The following is a 25,333-nucleotide window of genomic DNA, read 5'->3' on the forward strand; positions in this document are numbered from 1 at the left end:
AGACTATATTGTAAATGAGGTGACAACATGCCCATTACGAATCGATTTTCTACCACCACTAACGGGGCACTCGCTATTACAGGAAATACACTAGGCTTAAGTAAAATTAGTAATCAAAACCGTGCTGGTACAATCGGGGCAATTGGTGCATTCGCAACTACGAATACCGCTTTACAAGTACCTACTTTTCCTGCTGGTACAACATTAAACTATACACAAAATAGTTCTACCGCTCTTTTAAATATACCTGCTGGTAGTACGATTCTTTACGCAGAACTCGTTTGGGGGGGAAACTATTTATCTCGTGATCAAAACATTACAAGTGTATTAGGAAACCCAGTTTCTTTTACAACACCTGTGTCAACATACTCAATTACGCCTTCAGCTGTTACAGCTTCTAATCAAACATTCGTTTCAAACTCTATTACATTTGGCTTTTACACTCGTTCAGCAGACGTAACGACTCTTATTCAAGCTGGAGGCTCTGGTTCCTATACTACGGGAGCTGTCCCTGGACTTGTAGATCCTATAGATGCTTCTAATGGAACAATTAATTCAGCTGGATGGACGCTTATCGTCGCTTATCAAAACGGGACATTACCAGCAAGAAACTTAACAATTTACGTAGCTGGAAACCGTGTTTCTGCTGATACTGGTAGTGCAGATGTAGCTGTTTCTGGTTTCTTAACACCTTCAGGAGGACCTGTAAGCGGGAGATTATTTTTAAGTTCTATTGAAGGAGATGCAGATATAACAGGGGATCAAGCATTATTTGGACCAAATTTCAGTTCATTAAATGCTTTATCTGGGCCAAATAATGCTGTAAATAACTTCTTCGGTTCTCAAGTGAATAATGCCGCAGGAAACTTAGATACAACTGGGACATTTGGAACGCGAAATCAAAGTGCCGCTACAAGCACAAATATCTCCGCAGGAAGGCAAGGTTGGGATATTACTTCTATTGATATTTCTCCTTATTTAACAAATTCCCAAGTCTCAGCCGCAATCCGTTTAACAACTAACGGAGATGCATATATGTTAAATACAGTCGGGTTACAAATTAATATCAACTCACCAAATATACAAGCAACGAAAAGCGTGAATAAAAGCGTCGCTGCAATTGGCGATGTCCTCACTTATACCGTTACTATCCCTAATACTGGGCTTCTTCCCGCCAATAACGTTATTTTTATAGACAGTCTTCCTAACGGTACTTCCTTCATACCTGGCACTGTAACGGTAGATAACGTACCACAAGCAAATGCAAACCCGGCTGCTGGTATATCTCTTGGAACAATTAATAACAGTGCTTCTCGTACAGTAACTTTCCAAGCAACTGTCGTTTCTCTTCCAAATCAAAACCCTATCTCTAACACCGCTAATATTACATTTCAATATACACCAATTGCCGGCGGAACGACTTTTAACGGTCTTGCTACAAGTAATTCTGCTGGAACACAAGTTAATCTTGCAGATATTAACGGGACAAAATCAGTTAACAAAATCTTTACCGATATTGGCGAAACGTTAACTTACAGTATTGCCTTAGCTAATATAGGAAATATCGCCGCAACGAACGTTTTATATACAGATCCGATTCCTAGCGGGACTACTTTCATTCCAGGGAGTGTAACTGTTAACGGCGTTACGCAAGTTGGTGCAAATCCTGCTACTGGTATAGCAATTGGATCTATTGCTGCTAATTCTACGACTACTGTTGCATTTCAAGTATTCGTTCCTTCTATCCCGCAAACAAATCCAATATTAAATAGCGGTACAACAACTTATCAATACATTCCTGTGCCAAATCAACCAGCAGTAAGCGGAACTGATACGACGAATATTGTCTCCACTCAAGTGAATAATGCTACTGTAACTATGGCAAAAGCAGTAGATAAAAATTTTGCAGATATTGGTGATACACTAACGTACACCGTTTCCTTTACAAGTACAGGTAATACGAATGCGAACAATGTTATTTTTACAGATATCATTCCTACTGGAACAACTTTTGTTCTCAACAGTTTAACAATAGATGGCACGACACAAGTTGGAGCAAATCCTGCTACTGGTGTGAATATAGGATCTATCCCAACTGGTACAACAAAAAACGTTTCATTTCAAGTAGTAGTAAATACAATTCCAGCGTCGAATGTCGTATCTAATGGATCAAGCGCTTCTTATCAATATACCGTCAATCCTAGCCAATCACCTGTTACGAAAAACATTTCTTCGAATCTCGTTTCCACTCAAATTAACAATGCGAATTTAACATTAACAAAATCAACAAATAAACAATTTGCTACAATTGGCGAAACAATCAGTTATACGATTCTTATTACAAACAGCGGAAATACAGCTGCTACTAACGGGCAACTAACAGATTCACTTCCAAACGGAACAATATTGACGCCTAGTACTGTAACACTAAACGGTGTTTTACAAAATGTAGATTCTCTCGTTGCTTTACCTATCGGAACAATTCCTGGCGGAGCTACTTTTACTCTTTCTTTCCAAGTAACAGTCATCAATATTACCGCACAAAACCCTATCATTAATAACGCTTTCGCATCTTATCTATATACTGTAAACCCAAGTCTGCCACCAACTTCAAAAACAGCAAATTCTAATTCTGTTACATCAACAATTAGACTAGCAAATCTTCATGCCAATAAATCTGTAAGTCAAACTTTTGCGGAAGTTGGGGATGTATTAACTTATACCTTTTCTCTTACAAACGATGGAAATGTTGCGGCGAACAATGTAGTACTATCCGATTCAATTGCGAATGGTACTGCCTTTGTACCAGACAGTGTTATAGTTAACAATGTTGCTCAGCCAGGTGTTACACCAGCTAGCATCAATATCGGTAGCATCAATGCTAATACTACAATTACAGCTTCATTCCAAGTATTAATAACTGGCATCCCAAATCCAAACCCTATTTCAAATAGTGCTTCTATTTCCTATAACTTTATCGTGGATCCTAATGCTTCCCCTGTAAGTAAGAACACAACTTCAACCACTACATTCACTCAAGTAAATGACGCAAATGTCATTTCAGCAAAAACGGTGGATCGAGCGTTTGCTACCGTAGGGGATATATTAACTTATACGATTCTTTTAACGAATGCAGGAAGCGTGACTGCTGATAGTCCAACTTTCATAGATACAAATCCAGATGGAACTACCTTTATTCCAAACACTTTTCTTATTAATGGTGTGCTACAAAATAATGCAGATCCGAACATCGGTGTTCCATTACCTTCCATTCCTGCTAACGGTGAAATTACTGTTTCTTATCAAGTAACTGTCACCTCTTTACCAGCGCAAAATCCAACAATAAATTCATCTAGTACACAGTATAGTTTTATTTTAAATCCAGGAGATCCACCAACTATAGAAACATCTTTAAGTAATACTGTCAGTACACAAATTAATTTAGCAAACGTAATTATTTTCAAAGATGTAGATTTAACTATCGCCGATGTTGGGCAACCAATCACATATACAATTGCTTTAGCTAACCCTGGAAATACTCCAGCGAATAATGTAGTTGTTACCGATATACTACCTCCTGGCACAACTCTCGTACCAAATAGTATTTTTATAGGAGGGGCTTTACAGCTAGGTGCGGATCCAAGTGTTGGTCTTCAAGTTGGTACGATTCCAGCAGGCGGCATTACAACAATTGTTTTCCAAATTAGTGCAAATAGTTTACCTATACCAAATCCAGTTCAAAACAGTGCTGTACTTCAATATAGCTTTATCGCAGATCCAAATTTACCTGCTGTTGTTAGGAACGCTATTAGCAATATTGTAGCTACACAAATTAATACTGCTAATATTGTAGCTACGAAACTAACAAGCACAAATTTTGCTGATATTGGCGATGTCATAACGTATGCTACAATTTTAACGAATAACGGCAATATCCCTGCCTCTAATGTAACGTTTACAGATATCATTCCAGCTGGTACCATCTTCCTTCCTAATACTGTAACGATTAACGGTGTCCCTATAGCTAATGCAAATCCTGCTAACGGCATTCTTATCGGTACGATAGGAGCAAATTCATCACGTACCATTGTATTCCAGGTTTTTGTACCAACTATTCCTAGTGCAAATCCAATTACAAATCAATCAAGCACTACATTCCAATACACATACGATCCATCCAAACCAACCGTCATGCAGATGGTTACCTCCAACACTGTACAGACAACTATTAATAATGCAACGATTATCGCTGCAAAATCTGCTGATAAACAGTTTGCGAACGTAAATGATATTATTACGTACACGACTACTTTAACGAATAGCGGGAACACACTTGCATCAAATGTAGTATTTACAGATGCCATTCCTAATGGAACGTCATTTGTTCCAAATAGTGTAACAATAAATGGCACTACACTTCCTAATGTAAATCCAGCAACTGGTGTAACAATTGATCCAATAGATCCAAATGCAAATACGATCATCTCGTTCCAAGTAATTGTAAATTCAATCCCTAGTCCGAATCCAATACCGAACCAAAGCAATACAACGTACCAATATGTCGTAGATCCTAACTTACCTCCAGCATCCGCAAATACGCTAAGTAACGTAATAACAACTCAAATTAATAACGCTACTATTATCGCTACGAAGTCAGTAAATACACCGACAGCTGCAATTGGTGATATTGTTACCTATACGATTGCAATGGCAAATACGGGTAATATCCCTGCTAGTGCAACCGTTTTAACAGACGGACTTGGACCAGGTGCATCCTTCATACCTAATTCCGTTACGATAAATAACGTTTCTCAACCTGGATTAGATCCTTCATTAGGTATTCATTTAGACGATATTTCACCAGGAGGAACTACTTTTCTTACATTCCAGGTAAAAATTCTTGAAATTCCTCCTAGCGGTACTTTAACGAATAACGCCCTTGTAAATTATGAATATACAGTGAATCCAAACCAAACACCTGCTGTTGGAAGCACTGTAACAAACACGACTGCTACCCCAATTATTGACGCTACTTTAGTTTTAAATAAAAATGCGAGTACAACTTTCGCTACGATTGGTGATACGATTACATTCACTTCATCTGTTATAAACACAGGAAATACTACTGCGAACAACATTGTTTTTACAGATACAATTCCAAACGGTACTGCCTTTGTCCCAAATAGTTTTAAAATAAACGGTGTAACCGTCCCGAATGCAAATCCACAAAACGGTATCAATATTGGTAACTTGAATTCAAATGCATCGGTTACACTCAGTTTTCAAGTAAATATAACAACTCTTCCAAACCCTAATCCAATTCCGAACAAATCATCGCTTCAATATAGCTTTATTGTTGATATAAATGAACCGCCTGTTTCACGAACAGTTCAATCCAATAAAACTTTTACACAAGTAAATACCGCTTCCGTTATCGCAACAAAAACTGCAAGCAGTGCATTTGCCGCTGTTGGCGATACAATTACGTATACAACTACTCTCACTAATGGCGGAAATACTACCGCAAACACACCTGTTTTTATCGATATATTACCACCTGAACTTTCATTCGTGCCTGATAGCGTACAAATTAATACGATCCCACAACTTGGATTCAGACCAGATAACGGGATTTCTTTAGATGCAATTCCAGTTGGAGGAACGACAACAATTAGTTTTCAAGCGATCGTTGGTTCAATACCAGCTACAAATCCAACGTTAAATCAATCTAGCACAACATACTCTATCATTGTGGACCCTACCCAGCCACCAGTGACGGAAACAGCTACAAGTAATCCGACTTTAGTTCAAATTAACGAAGCAATCATTCGAGCGACGAAAAGTGTAGATCGACTTTTTTCTGACGTTGCACCCGGAAATTCATTTTTAACGTATACAGTTTTATTAGAGAATACAGGGAACACAACCGCTACTAATATCATTTTTATAGATCCAATTCCAAATAATACAGTATTTATAGAAGATAGTGTTCGAGTAGGCGGGGTTTTATTACCTGGGGTAAATCCAGCGAATGGGATACCAATTGGGGATATTATTGCAGGAGATTTTATAAACGTTACCTTCCGCGTACAAGTAGTTAGTATCCCAAATCCTATTTTTACAATCGGACCTGGAGGACCAAACTCACCGGTTGTAAACGGCGCTTCTATTAATTATCAATTTATGACAGGACCTAATTTACCACTTGTTTCACGAAGTACGTCATCTAATGCTGTTTCGACACAAATAAATTCTGGGGAAATTGCACTCGTCAAATCTGTTGATAAAACTTTTGCAACGATTGGGGATACCATTTCTTATACAATTACATTAAGTAACCCTGGAAATGTAGCATCACAAAATGTGATATTTACTGATATTTTACCTGAAGGCACAACATTTATTTCTGGAACTCTTATAAATGAATTAGGCACTCAACAAATTGGAAATCCAGCGAACGGGATTCAGATTGGAAATATAACCCCTGGCAGTGCGGTTTCTATTACGATAAACGTACTTGTTACAAACATTCCAAGTATAAATCCAATTTCGAATTTTAGTTCTGTGCAATTTGAACATGTGGTCGATCCTAGCCAACCTGCCGTATCACAAACGAATGTATCTAATGCAGTTTCAACAACAATTAATAGTGCAATATTAATTACGACAAAAACTGTTGATAAATCTATTATTTCCGTCGGTGATACACTTACGTATACAACTACGATTACGAATACAGGAAATACACCTGCTACAAATATAACTTTTACAAGTGCCATTCCTCCTAGCACTACTTTCATACCAGATTCGGTCACAATAAATGGCATCCAACAGCATGGTGCTCAGCCAGCACTTGGAGTAACTATACCAAATATCGCTCCAGGTGAAACAGTAACTGTTACTTTCCAAGTAAATGTTATTTCTGTTCCCCCTTCAAGCTCGATTATGGGTAACGATACAATTTTATACTCTTATACTGTTGATCCAAACGGAGCTCCTGCTACTACTTCTACTTCAACGAATATCGTTACAAACCCTGTATTAGATGCTATGATTACGATGACTAAATCAGTCGATCAAACACTTGTAACGCTAGGTGATACCATTACCTATACGACAACTTTAACGAATAGCGGTAATACAAACGCTACGAATATTACGTTCACTGACCTTATTCCAGACGGCACAACGTTCGTTTCGGATAGTGTCACAATAAATGGCATTACACAACTTGGCCTTAATCCTAATACAGGTATTACTATTGCATCAATTACTCCTAACAGCTCAATAACAATAGCATTTCAAGTTACCGCTACTTCTACTCCTGTTCAAAATCCTATTGCCAATTCCGCTAGTGCTTCTTACACATTTATCGCTGATCCTAATGCCCCTATTGTTTCAAGGAATATTACTTCAAACACAGTGTTCACTACAATTAACACAGCTACCATTCTTTCATTAAAACAAGTCGATAAATCCTTTAGTCGTATTGGAGACACACTCACCTATACCGTCACTCTATCAAACAACGGAAATTCCGCCGCACAAAATGTTATATTCACTGATACAATGCCAAGCGGAACTACATTTATTACAAACTCTTTTTCTATTAATGGCATTCCCCAAAGCGGTGCGGACCCATCGAACGGTGTAAATATTGGGACTATAACAGCTGGGACTACAGTAACAGTTTCGTTCCAAGTTACTGTAACGTCATTACCAATCGAAAACCCAATTGTAAATTTCTCATCAACATCGTATCAATTAGTTTCACCGCCTAATGCAGAAACTTCAATTAGTAATCCTGTTTCAACACAAATTAAAGAAGCTATATTATCCATGACGAAAAATGAAAGTGTCTCCTTTGCAGATATTGGGCAAACTGCTTTTTACACTACTTCTATTTCGAATATAGGAAATACAGATGCAGCCAACATTGTATTCACGGATGTATTACCGAGCGGACTCACATTTGTTCCTAACACATTAACTGTTGATGGTGTTTTACAACCTGACGCGAATCCAAATAACGGTGTATTACTTGCAGCACTTCCGCCTAATGAAATATATAGTATCGTATTTCAAGTTGCGGTGAACAACATTCCACCTATTAATCCAGCACCGAATACCGCATCCACGAATTATGAGTTTACTGTTGATCCAAATAACCCTCCCATTTCAAGTACAGCTAATTCTAACACGACACTTCTTCAAATAAACAATGCAACTATTATTAGTACAAAAACAGCAAATCTTACTTTTGCGGATGTTGGTAATACAATAACATTTACACTTAACCTTCCTAATTCCGGGAATGTGGCTGCAACTGATGTTACCGTTATCGATATACTTGATAGCAATTTAAGTTTCGTTCCAAACAGTTTCACAGTTAATGGGCAAACTATTCCAAACGCTGATTTATCTACTGGTGTAAATATCGGCTCAATTAATGGTGGAAGCACATCAATTGTCACATTCCAAGCCCTCGTTTCAACTCTCCCAATCAACAATCCTATTTCTAATTCGGCTCTTACCACTTACCGTTATATTGTTAATCCAGATCAGCCGTTCATTTCAACTTCTAATCAATCTAATACAACGACGACACAAATTAATAGCGCTATCCTTACTGCACAAAAAAATTCAAATGTGTCAACAGTAGATATTGGGCAAGATATTATCTACTCCGTTACGATTACAAATAGTGGAAATGTTAGTGCGACGAATGTTATTTTTACCGACCTAATTCCAGACGGAACTTCCTTTGAACCGAATAGCTTTACACTTAACGGAACGACCATCCCAAATGCAGACCTAATTACAGGCGTTCCAATTGGTGATATTGCGCCAAACGAATCTGTCATTGTAGCATTTCATATTAGTGCCGATGAAATTCCGCCTATAAATCCAATTTCTAATCAAGCTAGCGTTAGCTTCCAGCATATCGTTAATCCAGCTAATCCTCCTGATTCAAAAAACATTACTTCAAATAGTGTTACAACAACAATTGAAAGTGCTATTTTAACTACTACTAAAATTGGAGATAAAGCTTTTGCAACGATTGGTGATACGATTACGTATACAACTACGATTACGAATACAGGAAATATTCCTGCTAATAACGTTATTTTCTCAGACCCGATACCATCGTGGACACAATTTGTTGCAGGGTCAGTTATTGTTGATGGCAATCCAATACCATCCGCTTCTATCATTGACGGTATTGGCATAAATACGATCATTCCAAATCAAACTGTAACAATCGTATTCCAAGTTCAAATTGTAAGTAACCCAACAACATTTACACCAGAACTCCAAAACTTAGGATTTGTGAACTTCCAATATAACGTAGGAAATGTATTACAAGCTCAGCCTGGCAACGTGGAAACGAACATCTTCGTTACTTCTATTAACTCAGCAACGCTTTCAGCTGTAAAAACTGCTAATGCTGCCTTTGCAAACATCGGAGACGCGATCACTTATACAGTTTTAATTCAAAATAACGGCAATACAGACGCTACGAATGTAAATTTCTCAGATTCGATTCCAACAGGAACAACTTTTGTTGAAAATAGTTTTACTGTAAATGGAAGTACCATTCCAGGTGCAAATCCAAATAGCGGCGTTAATATCGGAACCGTGAACGCGGGTAGTTCTTTAACTGTTACTTTCCAAGTCACAGTTACATCTACTCCACCTTCGAATCCAATTACAAATGTTGCATCTATTCAATACGAATTTATAGTTAATCCGTCCTCTCCTCCTGTTACAGGCACAATAAATTCTAATAGTGCTTCCACACAAATTAATAACGCGACTGTTACAACTGTCTTAGAAGCAAATCGTACAATCGTATCGATTGGAGATATCATTACGTATACAGCAACATTAACGAATACTGGAAACTTCCCTGCAAATTCTGTATTACTCATTAATGGCGTTCCTGAAGGAGCATTATTTGTTCCAAATAGTGTTACGCTTAATGGAATTCCACTTCCAGATGCAAGTCCAACTCTCGGTATTCCAGTTGGCATTATCGCACCAGGTGATTCTGCTACTATTACGTTCCAATTTCTTGCAAGTTCTATTCCACCGCAAGGAGCGATTATAAATCAAGCACTTACAAGTTACACATATATTGTCGACCCAAGTCAACCTCCAGTTACAGCAACTTCTTCATCTAATACGGTAAATACAGCTGTCGTTGATGCATCCCTATCTGTAATTAAAAATACAGATTCCCTCGTACAGTCTACTGACGGTACAATCACTTACACTGTAGTCGTTCAAAATAATGGGAATACAACTGCAAATACAGTTACTTTAACAGATTTAGTCCCAGAAGGAACTGCATTTATTCCGAATAGCGTGACCATTAATGGCGTTTCAGCCCCAGGTGCCGATCCGAACGTAGGCATTGCCTTAAACGCCATTGCACCTTCAGAAATCGTCACCGTCACATTCCAAGTTATCGTTCAATCCATTCCAAGCGTGAATCCAATTTCTAATATAGCTCGTATTGACTATACTTTTATCGCCGATCCAACTGCTCCTATCATCGCTCGAACAATTACGTCTAATCCAGCTTTCACACAAATTTCGGATGCAAATGTTCTTTCTTTAAAAGCAGTCAATGCAGAGCAAGCAACAACAGGCGATATTTTGACCTATACGATAACACTAGAAAATACCGGAAATATTCCAGCTACTAATCTATTATTTTCAGATACGATTCCAGAAGGGACTACATTCGTAGAAAATAGTTTTACACTTAACGGAACAGCTATACTTGGTGCAAATCCAAATACAGGTGTTACTTTGCCTAACCTAGCAGCAAACGCTACTCACCTTATTTCATTCCAAATTCTTATTAACGATTCATTCTCGCAACAATCGATTACAAATCAGTCTAATACAACATATACAATTCAACCGGACCCAGGACTACCGCCTATTACTGAAACATCTACAAGTAATATTGTCATTACAAATTTCGTGCTAGCACAATTAACAGTTACAAAAACGTCCAATCCAATAACTGTAGATATTGGCGGAACTATACTTTATATTTCTGAAGTAAAAAATATCGGCAATGTTGACGCAATAAATATTATTTTTACAGATGCGATTCCAGCTGGGACTACATTCGTTCCAGACAGTGTCACAATTAACGGTGTACTTCAGCCTGATGTAAATCCAGAAAACGGAATACCAATTGGAACGATTCCACCAAGCAGTTCCAAAACAATACTATTTCAAGTACAAACAAATAACCCACCAACTGAAACCGAAATTATAAATGAATCATCTGTAAATTACCAATATGTAAGTATCCCTACAGCTCCACCAGTGAATCGCACTGCAAATTCTAATATCGTTACAACATCACTTCAAAATGCAAATATTATTTCTGTTAAACAGGCGGATGTTACTTTCGTATCCACCGGGCAAAATATTACGTACACAAATACACTACAAAATATAGGAACTGTTCCAGCTAACAATACGGTGTTCATTGACAACATTCCAGAAGGTACTATATTCATTGAAGATAGCTTATCAATAAATAATGTAATTCAGCCTGGTGCGAACCCTGAAAATGGAGTAACTCTTGGCACGATACAACCAGATGAAACAGTCACTATTTCATTCCAAGTACAACTTATAAGTATACCAGAGGGCAACACAGTCATTAACATTTCAGACACTTCGTATGAATACCAAATTGATCCTAGTTCTCCGATTATTCAGCGCAGGTCGTTATCAAATGCAGTAAATACTGAAGTGCGGACAGCAAATGTGAGTGCAATTAAATCCGCTAACAGATCTATTACACGCATAGGTCAAATCATCACATATACAGTCGCAGTTACAAACGCTGGTACAGTACCTATTACAAATACTCTCCTAATTGACGCAATTGCTGCTGGCACCACATTCGTTCCAAATAGCATTCTTGTAGATGGCATACCGAGACCTAACGAAAATCCAATTACCGGAATCACCCTTGATATTATCCTTCCAAACAATACAATTATCGTTACATTCCAAGTAAATGTAGTCTCTGCACCTTCTCAAAATAACATTACTAATATCGCCGTCATCCACTATGAGTATCAGCCAGACCCAAGCTTGCCACCAATTTCAGAAACGACATCTTCCAATACTACAAATATACAATTTATTGATGTGATTCTTATCGCTACAAAATCCGCTAATACAGTATTAGCTAATATTGATGAAACCATTGAATATACAGTACTCATTCAAAATAACGGATCCACTACAACTAACTCCATCTTTTTTACAGATACTATAGAGGATGGAACAGTATTTATTCCGGGAAGTGTAACAGTTAACAACACTGTACTTCCTGCAGCAGATCCAAATATCGGCTTTTCTATTCCTAATATCGCATCAGATCAATCGACAACAATAACGTTCCAAGTTTCCGTTACCAATTTACCTGCTGTAAACCCAACACCTAATACTGCAAACATCGTCTACGATTTTATTTTCAACCCTGACTTTGCACCTATTCAAAAATCTACTACTTCCAACACTACTTTCGTTCAAATTAATGATGCTGATATCGTTTCACTTAAAACTGTTGATTTAACTTCTGTAACGATTGGTGACATTTTAACTTATACAACAACTTTAACGAATATAGGAAATACGGATGCTACTTCTGTTGTATTTACAGACAATATCCCTGATGGAACAACCTTTATAGACGGTAGTGTGTTAGTAAATAATATCCCTCAGCTTAACGCGGATCCAAGTACTGGTATACTTGTAGGAACGATTGCTCCTAATACTTCTATCCCAGTCACGTTTTCCGTTACCGTGGTATCTCTTCCAGCTAGCAGTCGTATCCAAAACCAATCAACTTCTCGTTATACAATTAATGGCGAGGAACAAATATCAACTAGTAATATTACCTTCACTGAAGTTATTTCTGCTAATGTACTCGCTATAAAAACAACGCCTATCCAATATGCTGACCTACAAACGATTATCCCTTACACAATTTCCATTACAAACAATGGGAATATACAAATAGAAAACATTATTGTTACAGATATCATCCCAGCAGATACGAGCTTTATAGAGAATAGTGTTATTGTAAATGGAAACGCTCGTCCAAATGACAATCCACTTAGCGGGATACAAATTGACAGCATTCCGCCCAATACAACAGCAACTATTCTATTCCAAGTACGGGTTACTTCAATTCCGCAAACAAATCCAATCTCTAACACGAGTACAATTGAATACCAATACACGTTACCGAATCGACCACCTATTACCGAAACTATTATTTCATCAGCTGCCGTAACAACAATTAATCATGCGACTTTGAATAGTAATAAAACTGTTGACCTAGCATTTGCAACAGTCGGTGATACGTTAACGTATACGATTACGCTCAATCAAACTGGTAATGTTGCAGCAAATGATGTAGTCATTCAAGATATTATTCCTCAAGGTACTACATTTATAGAAAATAGCGTCATTGTAAACGGAGAAACTCTTCCGGGAGTTAATCCAGTAAGTGGTATACCAATTGGTCCTATAACTGTTGGCGGAAATGCTATCACTTCATTCCAAGTAACTGTGACTTCTATTCCGACACCAAATGAACTCACCAACCAAGCAATCTCTACTTTTAACTATATAGTCAACCCAAATAACGTACCTGTTACAAATACAACTACAACAAATACTGTCACAACAACTGTCCAAAATGATGATGTCATTGCGATAAAAGCTGTTGATTTCACGAGCGCCTTGCCTGGTCAAACTTTAACGTACACCATTACCATTACGAATAATGGTAATATCACTATTGAAGATCTTCTTCTAGTAGACACAGCACCAATAGATACGACATTCGTTATTGGTAGTGTTACGATTAACGGAATCAATCAACCTAATGAAAATCCTGAAAATGGTATTACATTAGGAAACCTTGCTCCTAATGAATCTACTATCATTACTTTCCAAGTAACAATATCTTCTTCAACACTTCAATCTGCAATCAATAACGATGCTTCTGTTTCCTATACTGTTACCATTGATCCGAATGAACCACCTATTATAATTACAAAGCAAACAAATACCGTTACAACAACAGTAGTTGATCCTATGGTTCGCATTGGAAAAACAGCTGATAAATCTATCGTAGCGACAGGGGATACTATCACTTTCACATTAGAAGTGATAAATCATTCACCAATTCCTACAATCAATACTTCCGTCCTAGACAATATTCCAGCTGGTACAACATTTATAGAAAATAGCGTAACAATTAACGGGACTCCGGTTCCAAATGTTCGTCCAGACACTGGTATTAATATTGGCGCTTTACCTGCAGATGGAGTAGCAACGATAACCTTTAAAGTTCTCGTCACGTCTATTCCTTCAAACAGTACAATTATCAATTCCGCTTCCGTCACAGCTGCCTTCCAATTGACACCACAGGACCCAATTATTACTTTTATAGTTAATTCAAATATCGTTCGTATACCAGTTCAATTTATAACTGCAGCAGTAGTAAAAAACGCTTCCGTCAGCTCAGCTTATTTAAATCAATATTTTGATTATACGGTGCGCATTACGAATACTTCTGATATTTCACTTTCAAACGTTTCGTTACAAGATACCATTCCAGCAGGTTTACAATTTATGAATGGCACTGTCTCCATTAACGGGGAACGCTCTCCACTAGCGAATCCGAATATCGGTTTTCTAGTCGCTACGAATTTAGAACCAAGCGAAACAATTATCGTGTTATTCACCGTACAAGTGATAAGTCCACCTGTTACTAATGAGTTTAAAAATACGGCTAATATTTCGTTACAACTTCAAGTCTCGCCTACCGATCCACCAATTACAGTAACGGTTACAAGTAACGAAAACATCGTCACCTTTGTTCCAGAAAATCCAGATGAAACACTTCCAAATTTTAATTGTTTCTTTGACGGGGAACGTTTTATACGCATTACTCCTCAAAATATACGAAACTACTTTTGGACTTGGATATGGTGGCGTTAATGTAAACAAAAAGAGATTGTAATTTGGTTTCAACCAAATTACAATCTCTTTTTCATTACTTTTATCGGGTTACCTAATAACTCGTCCAGGCATTTACAACCAAGCATCATCTCAAGTTATTTTCGTCGTAATAAGTTGGCCGGCCTCATTAATAGTCACTTTCCATTTCACTCCACTAGCAGTCTTCATAATAATACCTTTGCTTGCCTCTATTTCAATATCTCCAAACATTTTTCCACCTGTTGTTGCTAACCAAGCGTTCCCATTTTCCATAGAAGACCTTGCAAACATACGATTAATTCGAAAACGCTTATGATCTTGAACGTAACCACTGAGTGTAATTCTTATTTTATATAACTGATTCGCTTTCATATTCGATATAATTGTATCACCTACATTTAATGGAACGTCTAATGCAACAACCCAATTTCCAGTTGCGCTTAATGCATATTCAATTTTAATTTTCTTTGGACTCTCTCCCCATCCAAAATACATTCCAAAACAATTTAACATTTTAATTGGATTTTTCGTGAAATCTAGTTCAATGACAACTGGATTACTATCAGGAACATCAATATAGTTTACACTTTGTTCATCTATTAAATTAAAGCAATTTGCGAGACTTCCCCCATACGGTACTTTCCCACTTACTTGCTTAATCGTATACTTCTGCTGGGCGTTTACTAAAATATCATCTTGATTCCCTATTAAATGTGGTTTATTTAACGTAATCGGTAATTGAATTCGAAGAGATTCTTCATAGGTAGACTTACAAACATTGTATTGTCCTTTATCTACAATAGTTGTAGAAAGTAGATTTGAAAAAAGGTAGTTACGATGTGAATTAGAAGAAAATTCAATGACAATCTGTTCACTACTCATCCGGTACGTATCCCAAATCATACAATCAAATGTATTATAGGCACCCGTACACCGAATGACTTTTTTCGTTTGCTGTCTACATTGGACTTGAATATCATGAAACGTATTTCCTGAACTTTCATTTGGTAAATCACTATTTCCATCAACTTCTATCCCATACACACATCCATCAATAAATATAGATTGAAATACATTTGCGTTAATCCAGCAAGGTGTATTGATATCATCTATATATTCTGTCTTCAAATGTATAGCAGTTTGAAAGTTTTTAATTTGAATAAAGTTAACTTGAAAGAAACTAATATAATCCCATGCTTTTTGACAATAAAAGTGTATAGCCTTACCTTTATATGACGACGTTGCATTTATTATATTTATATTTGATATAAGAGAGTGATTAGGAACTTCTATTTGTTGTGAACCGGAAACATAAATAACAGAAGATTGAAATACTGGATTAATAACTTGAACTGTACCACCTGTTATAGACGCATTTTGTTGCAATTCAAACGCATTAAAATCTCCATCGATTTGCAGTGTTACAGTAGGATCTAGCTCTAACCTTACATTTGATTTAACAACAACCGGCTTTACAATTTTGTACGTATTTACCCCTGTAATTCTAACCGTCGAAATCCGATTTGCTACACAATAATTTATAGCTTGCTGAATTGCTAATGAACTATCATTTCCCGAGTTCGGAACTGCTCCAAAACAATCAATATGAACGCTATTTTCTGGTGCACAATCTTCTTGGGAAGAAATATATTCTGACAAAATAAATTCACTCCTCATATTACCTTTTTCATATAATATGTGAGTTTTCTCTTAAAAGTTTCTATAATTAAAAAAACAAACGACTTCAACAGTCATTTGTTTAATTCATATATATCTTTCGTTTCTTCTATCATTTTAAATAACGAGAAATTTCGTTCCGCTTTTTCTCGCGCTTTCTCTCTCATATCATTCACCTTTTCTTCATTTCCATGTAATTTCTCCAGTGCATCTGCAAATTTAGATTCGCAATATTCAGGTATCAACACACCTGATTCTCCATCTATTACTGCCTCATTTATACCGCCAACATCTATTGAAACAATTGGTGTTCCTGTAGCCATTGCTTCAATTACTACCATTGGAAACACTTCACGAAAAGATAATAAAAGTAAGACATCCATATTCCCTATAAACCTATGTGGCTCGGAAATATTCCCTAACATCTTTACACTTTGTTGCAATCCATACTTTTCTATTTCTTTCATAATAGATTCTTTCTCTGGTCCATCACCAGCAATATAAAACTTAAAATCATTTCTCTCTTTCAACACATTTGCAATTTTTACAAATAGTTGATGGTTTTTCTCCTTGGATAGTCTAGCTAATATCCCTATTTTATAAATAGATTCTTTCTTTTTCTGCTGGAATAAAAACTTTTCTATATCAACACCGTTATAAATTGTCTTTATTTTCTCTTCTGCTACATGCATTGAAAGTAAATTATTCTTTTCAAACTCACTTACTGTAATAATATTGTTCACATATTTATTCATAAAATAACGAAAAAGAATTGGCATTTTCTTTTCTAATATTGTTACATTATGTTTCGTATACACAATTTTCATCTTTTTTTTCATAAATTTTTGAAGTAGAAAAGCATATAATACCATTCGCAAACTATTTGCATGTATAAGTTCTATCTTTCGTTTACAAATTTCGTTTCGTAAGTAATAAAGATTTCTCAAATGATTCCATCGACTAAGTAACATAAAATTTTCTTTTCTAGTAAGAGATTCATATAGTTCTCCATCACCTGCAGCTGTATAAACCTTAAAATCCTCATAACGCAAATTGCTTTCCAATTTACAGAAATAATTTTCGGCTCCGCCAGTTATCAATTTATCTGTCATCAACAGTATATTCATAATTGCGTCTTCCCAACTACATTGATTTTATTTTTTCTATAGGCATGATAAGCATACTTACTAAAATAGTAAAAAATTTGCACTGCATTCAATCGTTTTTGTTCCCTTAATAATTTCCAATATCGAAAAGCTGCTCTCATTTTATTTCTCGAAACCGAATTTGCTACAATTCGATACTTCGCTAACACTTGCTGTATCCCTTTCGCTTCATGCCCTTCATGTAATAAGTTCAGCCATAACGCTGTATCTTCCGGTTGTACACTAGGCATTTCAATATGCGGAATTTTTTCACGATCAATTATCACTGTTAAACATCCGATAATTGTATTTCCTACCAAAGAGTGATAGTCAACAGATTTCGGTACATTCACTTCTCGATTTAGTTCATTACCGTTTTCATCTATTAAACTATATGATGCATATGAAAAGGACACATTCATTTCTTCCATAAATAACAATTGGGTCTTCAATTTATGCGGTAACCATATATCATCGCTATCTAAAAAAGCAATATACCTTCCTCGTGCTTCTTTAATTGCTAAATTCCGAGCTTTAGCAGCACCAACATTTTCTTTTAATGATAATAATCTAATACGCGAGTCTCCTTCTATTATCTCTTTAATTTTTGCAAGAGATTGGTCAGTTGACGCGTCATCAACGATAATCATTTCCCAATTTTTATATGATTGATTTTGTACAGATAAAATCGTCTCACCTATAAATCGTATACTATTATAAGAAGGTGTTATTACGGAAACATGAGGCGCCTTATTAAGTGCTAATAGACATTTTACCATCTATCTTTCCCCTTCCTTCATAGATTGAAATGTACTTCACAACAATTGCTAAAAATAAAAAGAACGCTTCGTTAATAATGAGTGACAATGACATCATCTGAAATAAAAATGCAATCATGGTCAATAAAAGATACGGTTTTTCACGAAACAAAGTATACTGCGTTAACTTGAACATTAATATAATTAAAAACGCGCTATATAAAAGAAAACCAATTGTACCTGATTCAGACAAAATTTCTAAAAATGTATTGTGTACATATAATTTTTCATTAAATTGAAACTCATAATAATTCGAAAAATTAAACGCGCCGATTCCGATGTATGGATTGGATAAATAATATTTAAAAGCAGCTTCCCATAACGTAAATCTACCACTTCCATTATCGTGCGAAAAATCAGAAATTCGTTTATTCAATATGTCATCCAATTGGCCGCCCATTACACTATTCGATAAACTAAAAATTACTACGCCAAACAATAGTAAACTCATTATTATTTTTATTTTTTTTGCAAAACTAGATGTACATACATATACAAAAACGACAAGCACGAGTGCTAATATTCCTCCTCTTGAAAAAGTTAATAAACTTGTCGTAACACATAAAATCAATCCAAAAATGTTCGTCACATTATGTAGATTTGTCATATAATACATAAAAAATATTGTATTATAAAAAATAAAAATGTTAGGATCATCTAACAAACCAATTAATCTTGGATACCCTCTATCAACTAATAGCCCCGCAAAAATTTCCCTTTCTTCTCCACCGTATAATCCAAAGTGCTGTAGACCGACTATATACAGTATTAGACTTACAATATTAAATACCAATCCTACATAGGCAATAGATGATTCCAGTGTCGCCATTTCAACTTTTCCTACTAAATTTCTCATTATAAAATAACACCCTAAAACAAGTAGCACACCAAAAATCATACGAATACTAGCATTTAAATATATAGAAAGGATTCCACTCAAACAATAGATGAAATAAAAAAGTAAAAATACAACTTCATGAAAATATAGCTTTTGAATATGAAAGTTTTTAACTGTTAAACAAAAATATATGACTAAAAAAATCATATATATCTTCAGCGAAAATCCAATATATATGTTGTATTTACTTAACATGACAAATAATATTAAGAGCACAATCCATTTCATCGATATTTTCATATTATTTTCCATAGGCTATATCCCCTGTTTCGTAATATAATCCTTTTTGCGTGTTTTTCTTATAAACGAAAGAAGAAGTTTTTTTAGCTCATAATCATATAGGAATATACCAACTACTACGATTAATGTATTCAGAACGAGCGCAATGAAATGATATGTATGCAATATATATTGCACTCCAATAAAAGTTACGCCAAAATAAATTGAATAAGGTATGACAATTTGAAATACAATTTTCCCCTTCACTACACTTACTGCTATATACCCAACTAAAGCTACAATTTCAAATAAAACCATAGCATACGCTGCTCCTATTACTCCACCAATACTACTAAAACTATAAAGCATAATCCCACCTATCACTAATGCTATACATTGCACAGCCGTTCTTTTATTTTGACGTCCACTCGTTGTTAAGCCATCAGCTATAGCAATATTTAAACTTTGCAGCACAATGAGAAATGATAATATTTGGAGTGGCTCTACTGCATTTCTCCATTCCTCGTGAAAAAATATAGAAATAAAGTATGGCGCTAAATGATATAAACCTATCGTCATACATATTCCCACAATCGCCATTGATTTTATTTGAAGTAAGTTTAATTTCGTATGCTCTTCTAAATTATTCTGATTATAATACTTAAACAGTACTGGATAAAATGCACCTGCAATCACCCCTGGCACTTGATATAAAGCTGCTGGCATCCGATACGCCACTGCGAAAACACCTACCATACTTAATGGCAATGTATAGTTAAGTAAGATAGGTGCTAATTGTGGCGTACTCATTATTAAAAAACCACTAATAATAAACGGTGTCAATTGCCAAAATAACGCTTTTTGAATTACGACTTTCATATTCATTTTCGTCTTTTTTCTCATGATATATATACTAAATAAACCACCGATCATATACCCAAAAGCATATAAACGAGCTGTTACATACACCGGTAACTCTCCGAAAATACAAAAACATGTAATGATAATGACAACTGCCGCTGATACAACTTTGATAAGCGCTATATACTTCATACGCTCCGTCAGCTGAAAGTAGGCAATCCCTATATTTTGCCAAGTTAATCCTATTAACATGAAAAACATTACGTTTATCATCATATAAATCAAATTTCTATCCGCATACATATAATGAATAGCAATATAGCCAATTATAGAAATAAAAATAAGTAGAATCATCCTTACTTTTATATACGACGATAAAATCGTCTCTAAGTCTACTCCATCTTTTGCCCCTTCTCGAAGAAACGTATTCGTAAGTCCTAAATCTGTAAAAAATAACATAACAAACGTCACTGCTATAGCAACACTAAACATCCCATAATTTTGCGCATTAAAAAAATTTGCTAAAGCAATTAAACTAACAGCCTGAAGAAGATTAGCTAAAATCGTGCTATAAAATAGATGGATGATATTACTGAAAATAGATCTCCCCATACCTGCTCTCCTTTGCAAGCAACCTACTTACATATATTTATCTTGCACCATTACCGTTCAATACGATTAAAACGGTTTTACATAAAATATGAATGTCCATCTTAATCGTTTTCATTTCAATATACTCCATGTCCCATTTCAACTTTTCTTTCGGATCAAGATTATATCCTCCATTTATTTGTGCCCATCCTGTTAACCCTGGCTTCACAATTAAACGACTTTTAAATTCTGGAATATACGCATCAAATTGTTTATAAAAATACTCTCTCTCTGGTCTAGGTCCAACAAAAGACATATCACCTTTTAAAATATTTAAAAGTTGCGGCAACTCATCAATTCTCGTTTTTCTTATAAATGATCCCACTTTAGTAATTCTTGAATCATTTTCATCTGCCCATTGTGGTCCGTTTATTTCAGCATCTTTTACCATCGACCTTAATTTTAGTACATTAAATTTCCTCCCATTAATCCCTAAACGTTCTTGAAAATAAATTGGAGCTCCTGCTGTTTCGAAAGCAATCATAATACAAAAGAACAACATAATTGGTAGCGTTAATAGTAACAATATGAGTGAAAATATAATATCAAACAAGCGCTTTATACTTCGATTCAAAATACTGGTCTTTTCTTGAGCCGGAATCGTATACAACTTGGCTTGATTTGTTTCACGAATCATAGATCGTTACCTCCACATTCAAGAATATAAAACTATACCTATTAATTCACATTCTTTCCTCTTTATATTTGCTATCACTTTTTGCACAGTACGTAGGGAATCTTTTCTCTTTTTAACCGCTAAGACCACTCCATCGCATTTCCCTGCAATCATGTGCGTAGCAGGAAGCTCAAATACTTCAGAGGAATACAAGAAAATGTAATCAAAATCTTCCTTCCATTTTGCAATTACATGATCAAATTCATCCGTAGTAACTAAAGGCGTACCGCTGTGTACTGTTTTTTGAGCTGGAATACAATATAAGTATTTAGATAAATTACTAGAAAAAGATTCATAACTACAAGGGGCATCACTTATTATATCGTTCACTGTTTTCGTATAATTGCTTTGTAATAGTAGATGTAATTTAGGATCAGAAAAATTCACATCGATAAGTAGCACCTTTTTTTTCATTTCCGCAAACACTAGACCCATATTTACTATAAGCGAAGCAACAACGCCTCTATCCTTTGTTGAACTTACTGTGAACACTTGTTTCCCCGATTTTTTCAGCTCATGATACACCATATAAAACTGCTCTTTCATTAGAGCATCATGAGGATCAAATGGCAGCTTTTTCTTCGTCTTAAACATCGACATGTTCACCTCGATATACAGATGATTTCGTATCAATTTCTGTAGATTTCTTTTTTCTTTTCGGTTTCATATTTATGTTACCAATAACAGGGATTGTTGTTATTTTCTCTAAATCTTGTTCCACATATATACGTTCATCAAAATAATCTCGAAATACAGCTAAACCTACCCCAACAAAAAAACTAACAATTAAAGAGATAGGGATGATAAGTTGAAATTTTGGAAACAACTTTTCAGCTTTTTCCTGTAACTCAGGATCAGTTAATATCTTTACCCCCTGTACATTTGTATACTGTTGAAAGCTTTTTTGAGATTGTTCTGCCAATGACTTTACAATTTCTTTTACGATTGTAGGATCCGAATCTTTTACTGTAACAGTAACAATTTGTGAATTGTCCATATTCACCACTGAAATCTTTTGAGCTAATTCATAACTTGATTGCTCTAAGTTTAAAGTCTTTTTGACTGTTGAAATAATAAGTGGACTTTTTAAAATATCAACATACGACGTTACAAGCTGCTTATTTTCCTGTGTTTTATTCACTGCATTCTCCTTATTAAACCCGTCTAAATTCCCAACGAGAATTTGCGTTGAATATTGATACGAAGGCTTTAATACGTACATAGAGATAAGAATTAAAGAAGCGGTTAAACAACTCATTGTTAAAATAATCGTTACGAATCTTCTTTTCAATAATTGTTGAAAATCTTTTATACTCATTTCCTGCTTCAATTATTTCACCGCCTTTGTCTGATTCATATTCTGCACATCGTTCTTTACAGATAACCCTTTCTTCTTTCTATTCGCTTGCTTTGTTACATACTTTCCGACTCTGAATGCAAATTTTTCTACAAATATATATGAAAGCATTGCAAGTATAAACGAAAAAACGAGTGAAAAAATTAAAATAATTGGCAACGGCAATATTTCATGGAGCATGTATATAAGGGAAAATAACGATATGATATGGTATAAATAAAGACTGTAAGAAATCTTCCCCAAATATAACAAGTATTTATTACGCAGCAAGGATGACAAAGTTGATACTGACAAACTTAATATGACAAATAAACATGCACTTATCGCTACTACGTAGTCTCGAAATATAAAATTATTAAGCAAATTAATTTCTCCAACAAGCCCTTCATACATATAAAGTAAAACCGCAAATAAAAACCATGCAATTTTCTCATTTTTAGTACGATTACTATAAAAAACTATTAAATTATTTTTATACTTCGCAACTAGTGCTCCTAGTAAAAACAGTACTGTGTAATGCAGGGTTAATGCATAGCTTGTTAATGTTAAACTTGAGTGAAATAATAATAGAATCACGACAGAACATATACTAAAACTAAACAATGTCAATAACGAATCCCTCAACGTTTTTCGTAAACAAACCATCAAAACTAACGGGAAAATTATTGATATTCGCATTTCATGAACAAGTGACCAAATTACGCCGTTATATGCATCTGTATTATATTTCCCAACCAATAATATATGCTGCACGATTAAGCTTAAAGAACTTTCAATCGTCCATGAGCGATTAAACCATTCACTTAAATAAGGAATTCCATATTCACTCATTGTAGTTTGGCATAAAATAGCTATAAGTATTGCTACGATATATGGAATATAAATTCTGCATATACGCTTTAAAAGGAACGGCACATAACTATCGTAGTTGTTTTGAATGGATCTATACAAAACAAATCCACTCAAAACAAAAAAGATAATAACAGATTCGTTACCACTACTAAAAATTAAGCGAGCAGGCGTTTCTTTTAATAGATACATAACAAATGGTTTATTATCTTCATAACTGTAATTTTGAAATACTGAAAAAATCATTAAATGATGACCAATCATTACTACCAATGAAGAAATCCCTCTAATTGAATCCAATTCTTCATACCTATTCATCGCTTTATATCAACTCCTAATGAAATGATAATAATCATTTCAAAGCGACACCATTATTCATATTCCTCTCCTTTCATTTCATTCCAATTTTTCATATTAAAATGATTTATAGCGTAATTTTGAATGTATTGTAACATTTTTTGTAATATTATGAATAGTAAACCTCTTAAATTGGTATATACCAATTTAAACCTCGAAAAATGAAAAAAATTGGTAGAAAAACACTATGAAAATATCTTGTATATTTACAAAAATTAAAGAGGGAAATATAGTTATTTCAATATAAAACAAAAAAAGATAGCCTTTATCGGCTATCTTTTTTACCTTATTTAGTTGCTAGAGCCACTATATGCGACATGTCGTTTCTCAATTCTCTCTTCAATTTCTTTCATATTTTCTTTATTATTTAATAGTGATTGTTTATTTTCAATTAATAGTTGTTTAAAAGATTTTCTCACTTTTTTTCTCATTTTATTGTCCTCCTTGGGGGATGGTTTATATAAAAGATAAAGAATTATCTGGTTGTTCTTATAATAATTGATTGTTGTGAATTCCATTTGAACTTCATATGAAAATTACGTTTATTTTCTGACAACTTTGTGAACACGAAAAAAGAGATCCTTCTAAAGCAGTTTTCTAATCGCTTTATTTCATTACATAAATCGCCATTTACGCCATCTTATATCAATTACCTTGTCGAAATATTTATAGATATTTCTAGCGAAGTTTCATATACATTCGCTGACTTACACACTGTGTTCCAAAATAAAAAAGAAGGTGCCACCTAGTCAAAGTTCGACTCAT

General features: G+C 35.0%; 11 protein-coding genes. 1 reads left to right on the plus strand and 10 read right to left on the minus strand.

Features of this window, described 5'->3' with window-relative positions:
• The first annotated feature begins 27 nt into the window (after nt 1–27).
• Nucleotides 28–15,060: a DUF7507 domain-containing protein gene (locus AC3WTI_RS10005; RefSeq protein WP_492304361.1), complete on the plus strand. Its 15,033-nt coding sequence runs from the start codon at nt 28–30 to the stop codon at nt 15,058–15,060.
• Between the two features lie 111 nt (nt 15,061–15,171).
• Here the strand turns inward: AC3WTI_RS10005 and AC3WTI_RS10010 are convergent, their stop codons facing one another.
• The 10 genes from AC3WTI_RS10010 to AC3WTI_RS10055 form a co-directional block, all read right to left on the minus strand.
• Nucleotides 15,172–16,719 carry a glycoside hydrolase family protein gene (locus AC3WTI_RS10010; protein ID WP_141478108.1) on the minus strand — a complete coding sequence of 516 codons (1,548 nt, stop codon included), beginning with the start codon at nt 16,717–16,719 and terminating at the stop codon, nt 15,172–15,174.
• A 92-nt stretch (nt 16,720–16,811) separates the two neighbouring features.
• Complete coding sequence (locus AC3WTI_RS10015; RefSeq protein ID WP_087958172.1) at nt 16,812–17,864, minus strand: glycosyltransferase family 4 protein; 1,053 nt, start codon at nt 17,862–17,864, stop codon at nt 16,812–16,814.
• Complete coding sequence (locus tag AC3WTI_RS10020; RefSeq protein ID WP_097840411.1) at nt 17,861–18,661, minus strand: glycosyltransferase family 2 protein; 801 nt, start codon at nt 18,659–18,661, stop codon at nt 17,861–17,863. The genes AC3WTI_RS10015 and AC3WTI_RS10020 overlap by 4 nt, the downstream gene beginning before the upstream one ends.
• Nucleotides 18,636–19,850: an O-antigen ligase family protein gene (locus AC3WTI_RS10025; RefSeq protein WP_097840410.1), complete on the minus strand. Its 1,215-nt coding sequence runs from the start codon at nt 19,848–19,850 to the stop codon at nt 18,636–18,638. The genes AC3WTI_RS10020 and AC3WTI_RS10025 overlap by 26 nt, the downstream gene beginning before the upstream one ends.
• 3 nt (nt 19,851–19,853) lie before the next feature.
• A complete protein-coding gene (locus tag AC3WTI_RS10030; RefSeq protein WP_142305785.1) occupies nt 19,854–21,290 on the minus strand; it encodes an oligosaccharide flippase family protein in 1,437 nt (478 codons plus the stop codon).
• 37 nt (nt 21,291–21,327) lie between these two features.
• Complete coding sequence (locus AC3WTI_RS10035; protein ID WP_097840408.1) at nt 21,328–21,966, minus strand: sugar transferase; 639 nt, start codon at nt 21,964–21,966, stop codon at nt 21,328–21,330.
• Nucleotides 21,967–21,984: 18 nt separating this feature from the next.
• Entirely contained in the window at nt 21,985–22,605 is a 621-nt protein-coding gene (locus AC3WTI_RS10040) for a CpsD/CapB family tyrosine-protein kinase (RefSeq protein ID WP_141478104.1), read from the minus strand.
• Nucleotides 22,592–23,335, minus strand: a complete 744-nt coding sequence (locus tag AC3WTI_RS10045) for a YveK family protein (protein ID WP_097840406.1) — start codon at nt 23,333–23,335, stop codon at nt 22,592–22,594. Before AC3WTI_RS10045 ends, AC3WTI_RS10040 begins: the two co-directional genes overlap by 14 nt.
• Complete coding sequence (locus AC3WTI_RS10050) at nt 23,336–24,529, minus strand: acyltransferase family protein (protein ID WP_097840405.1); 1,194 nt, start codon at nt 24,527–24,529, stop codon at nt 23,336–23,338.
• A 329-nt stretch (nt 24,530–24,858) separates the two neighbouring features.
• Complete coding sequence (locus tag AC3WTI_RS10055; protein WP_048527108.1) at nt 24,859–24,999, minus strand: FbpB family small basic protein; 141 nt, start codon at nt 24,997–24,999, stop codon at nt 24,859–24,861.
• Nucleotides 25,000–25,333 lie beyond the last annotated feature (334 nt).

The sequence above is a fragment of the Bacillus sp. EB106-02-03-XG38 genome, assembly GCF_058792175.1.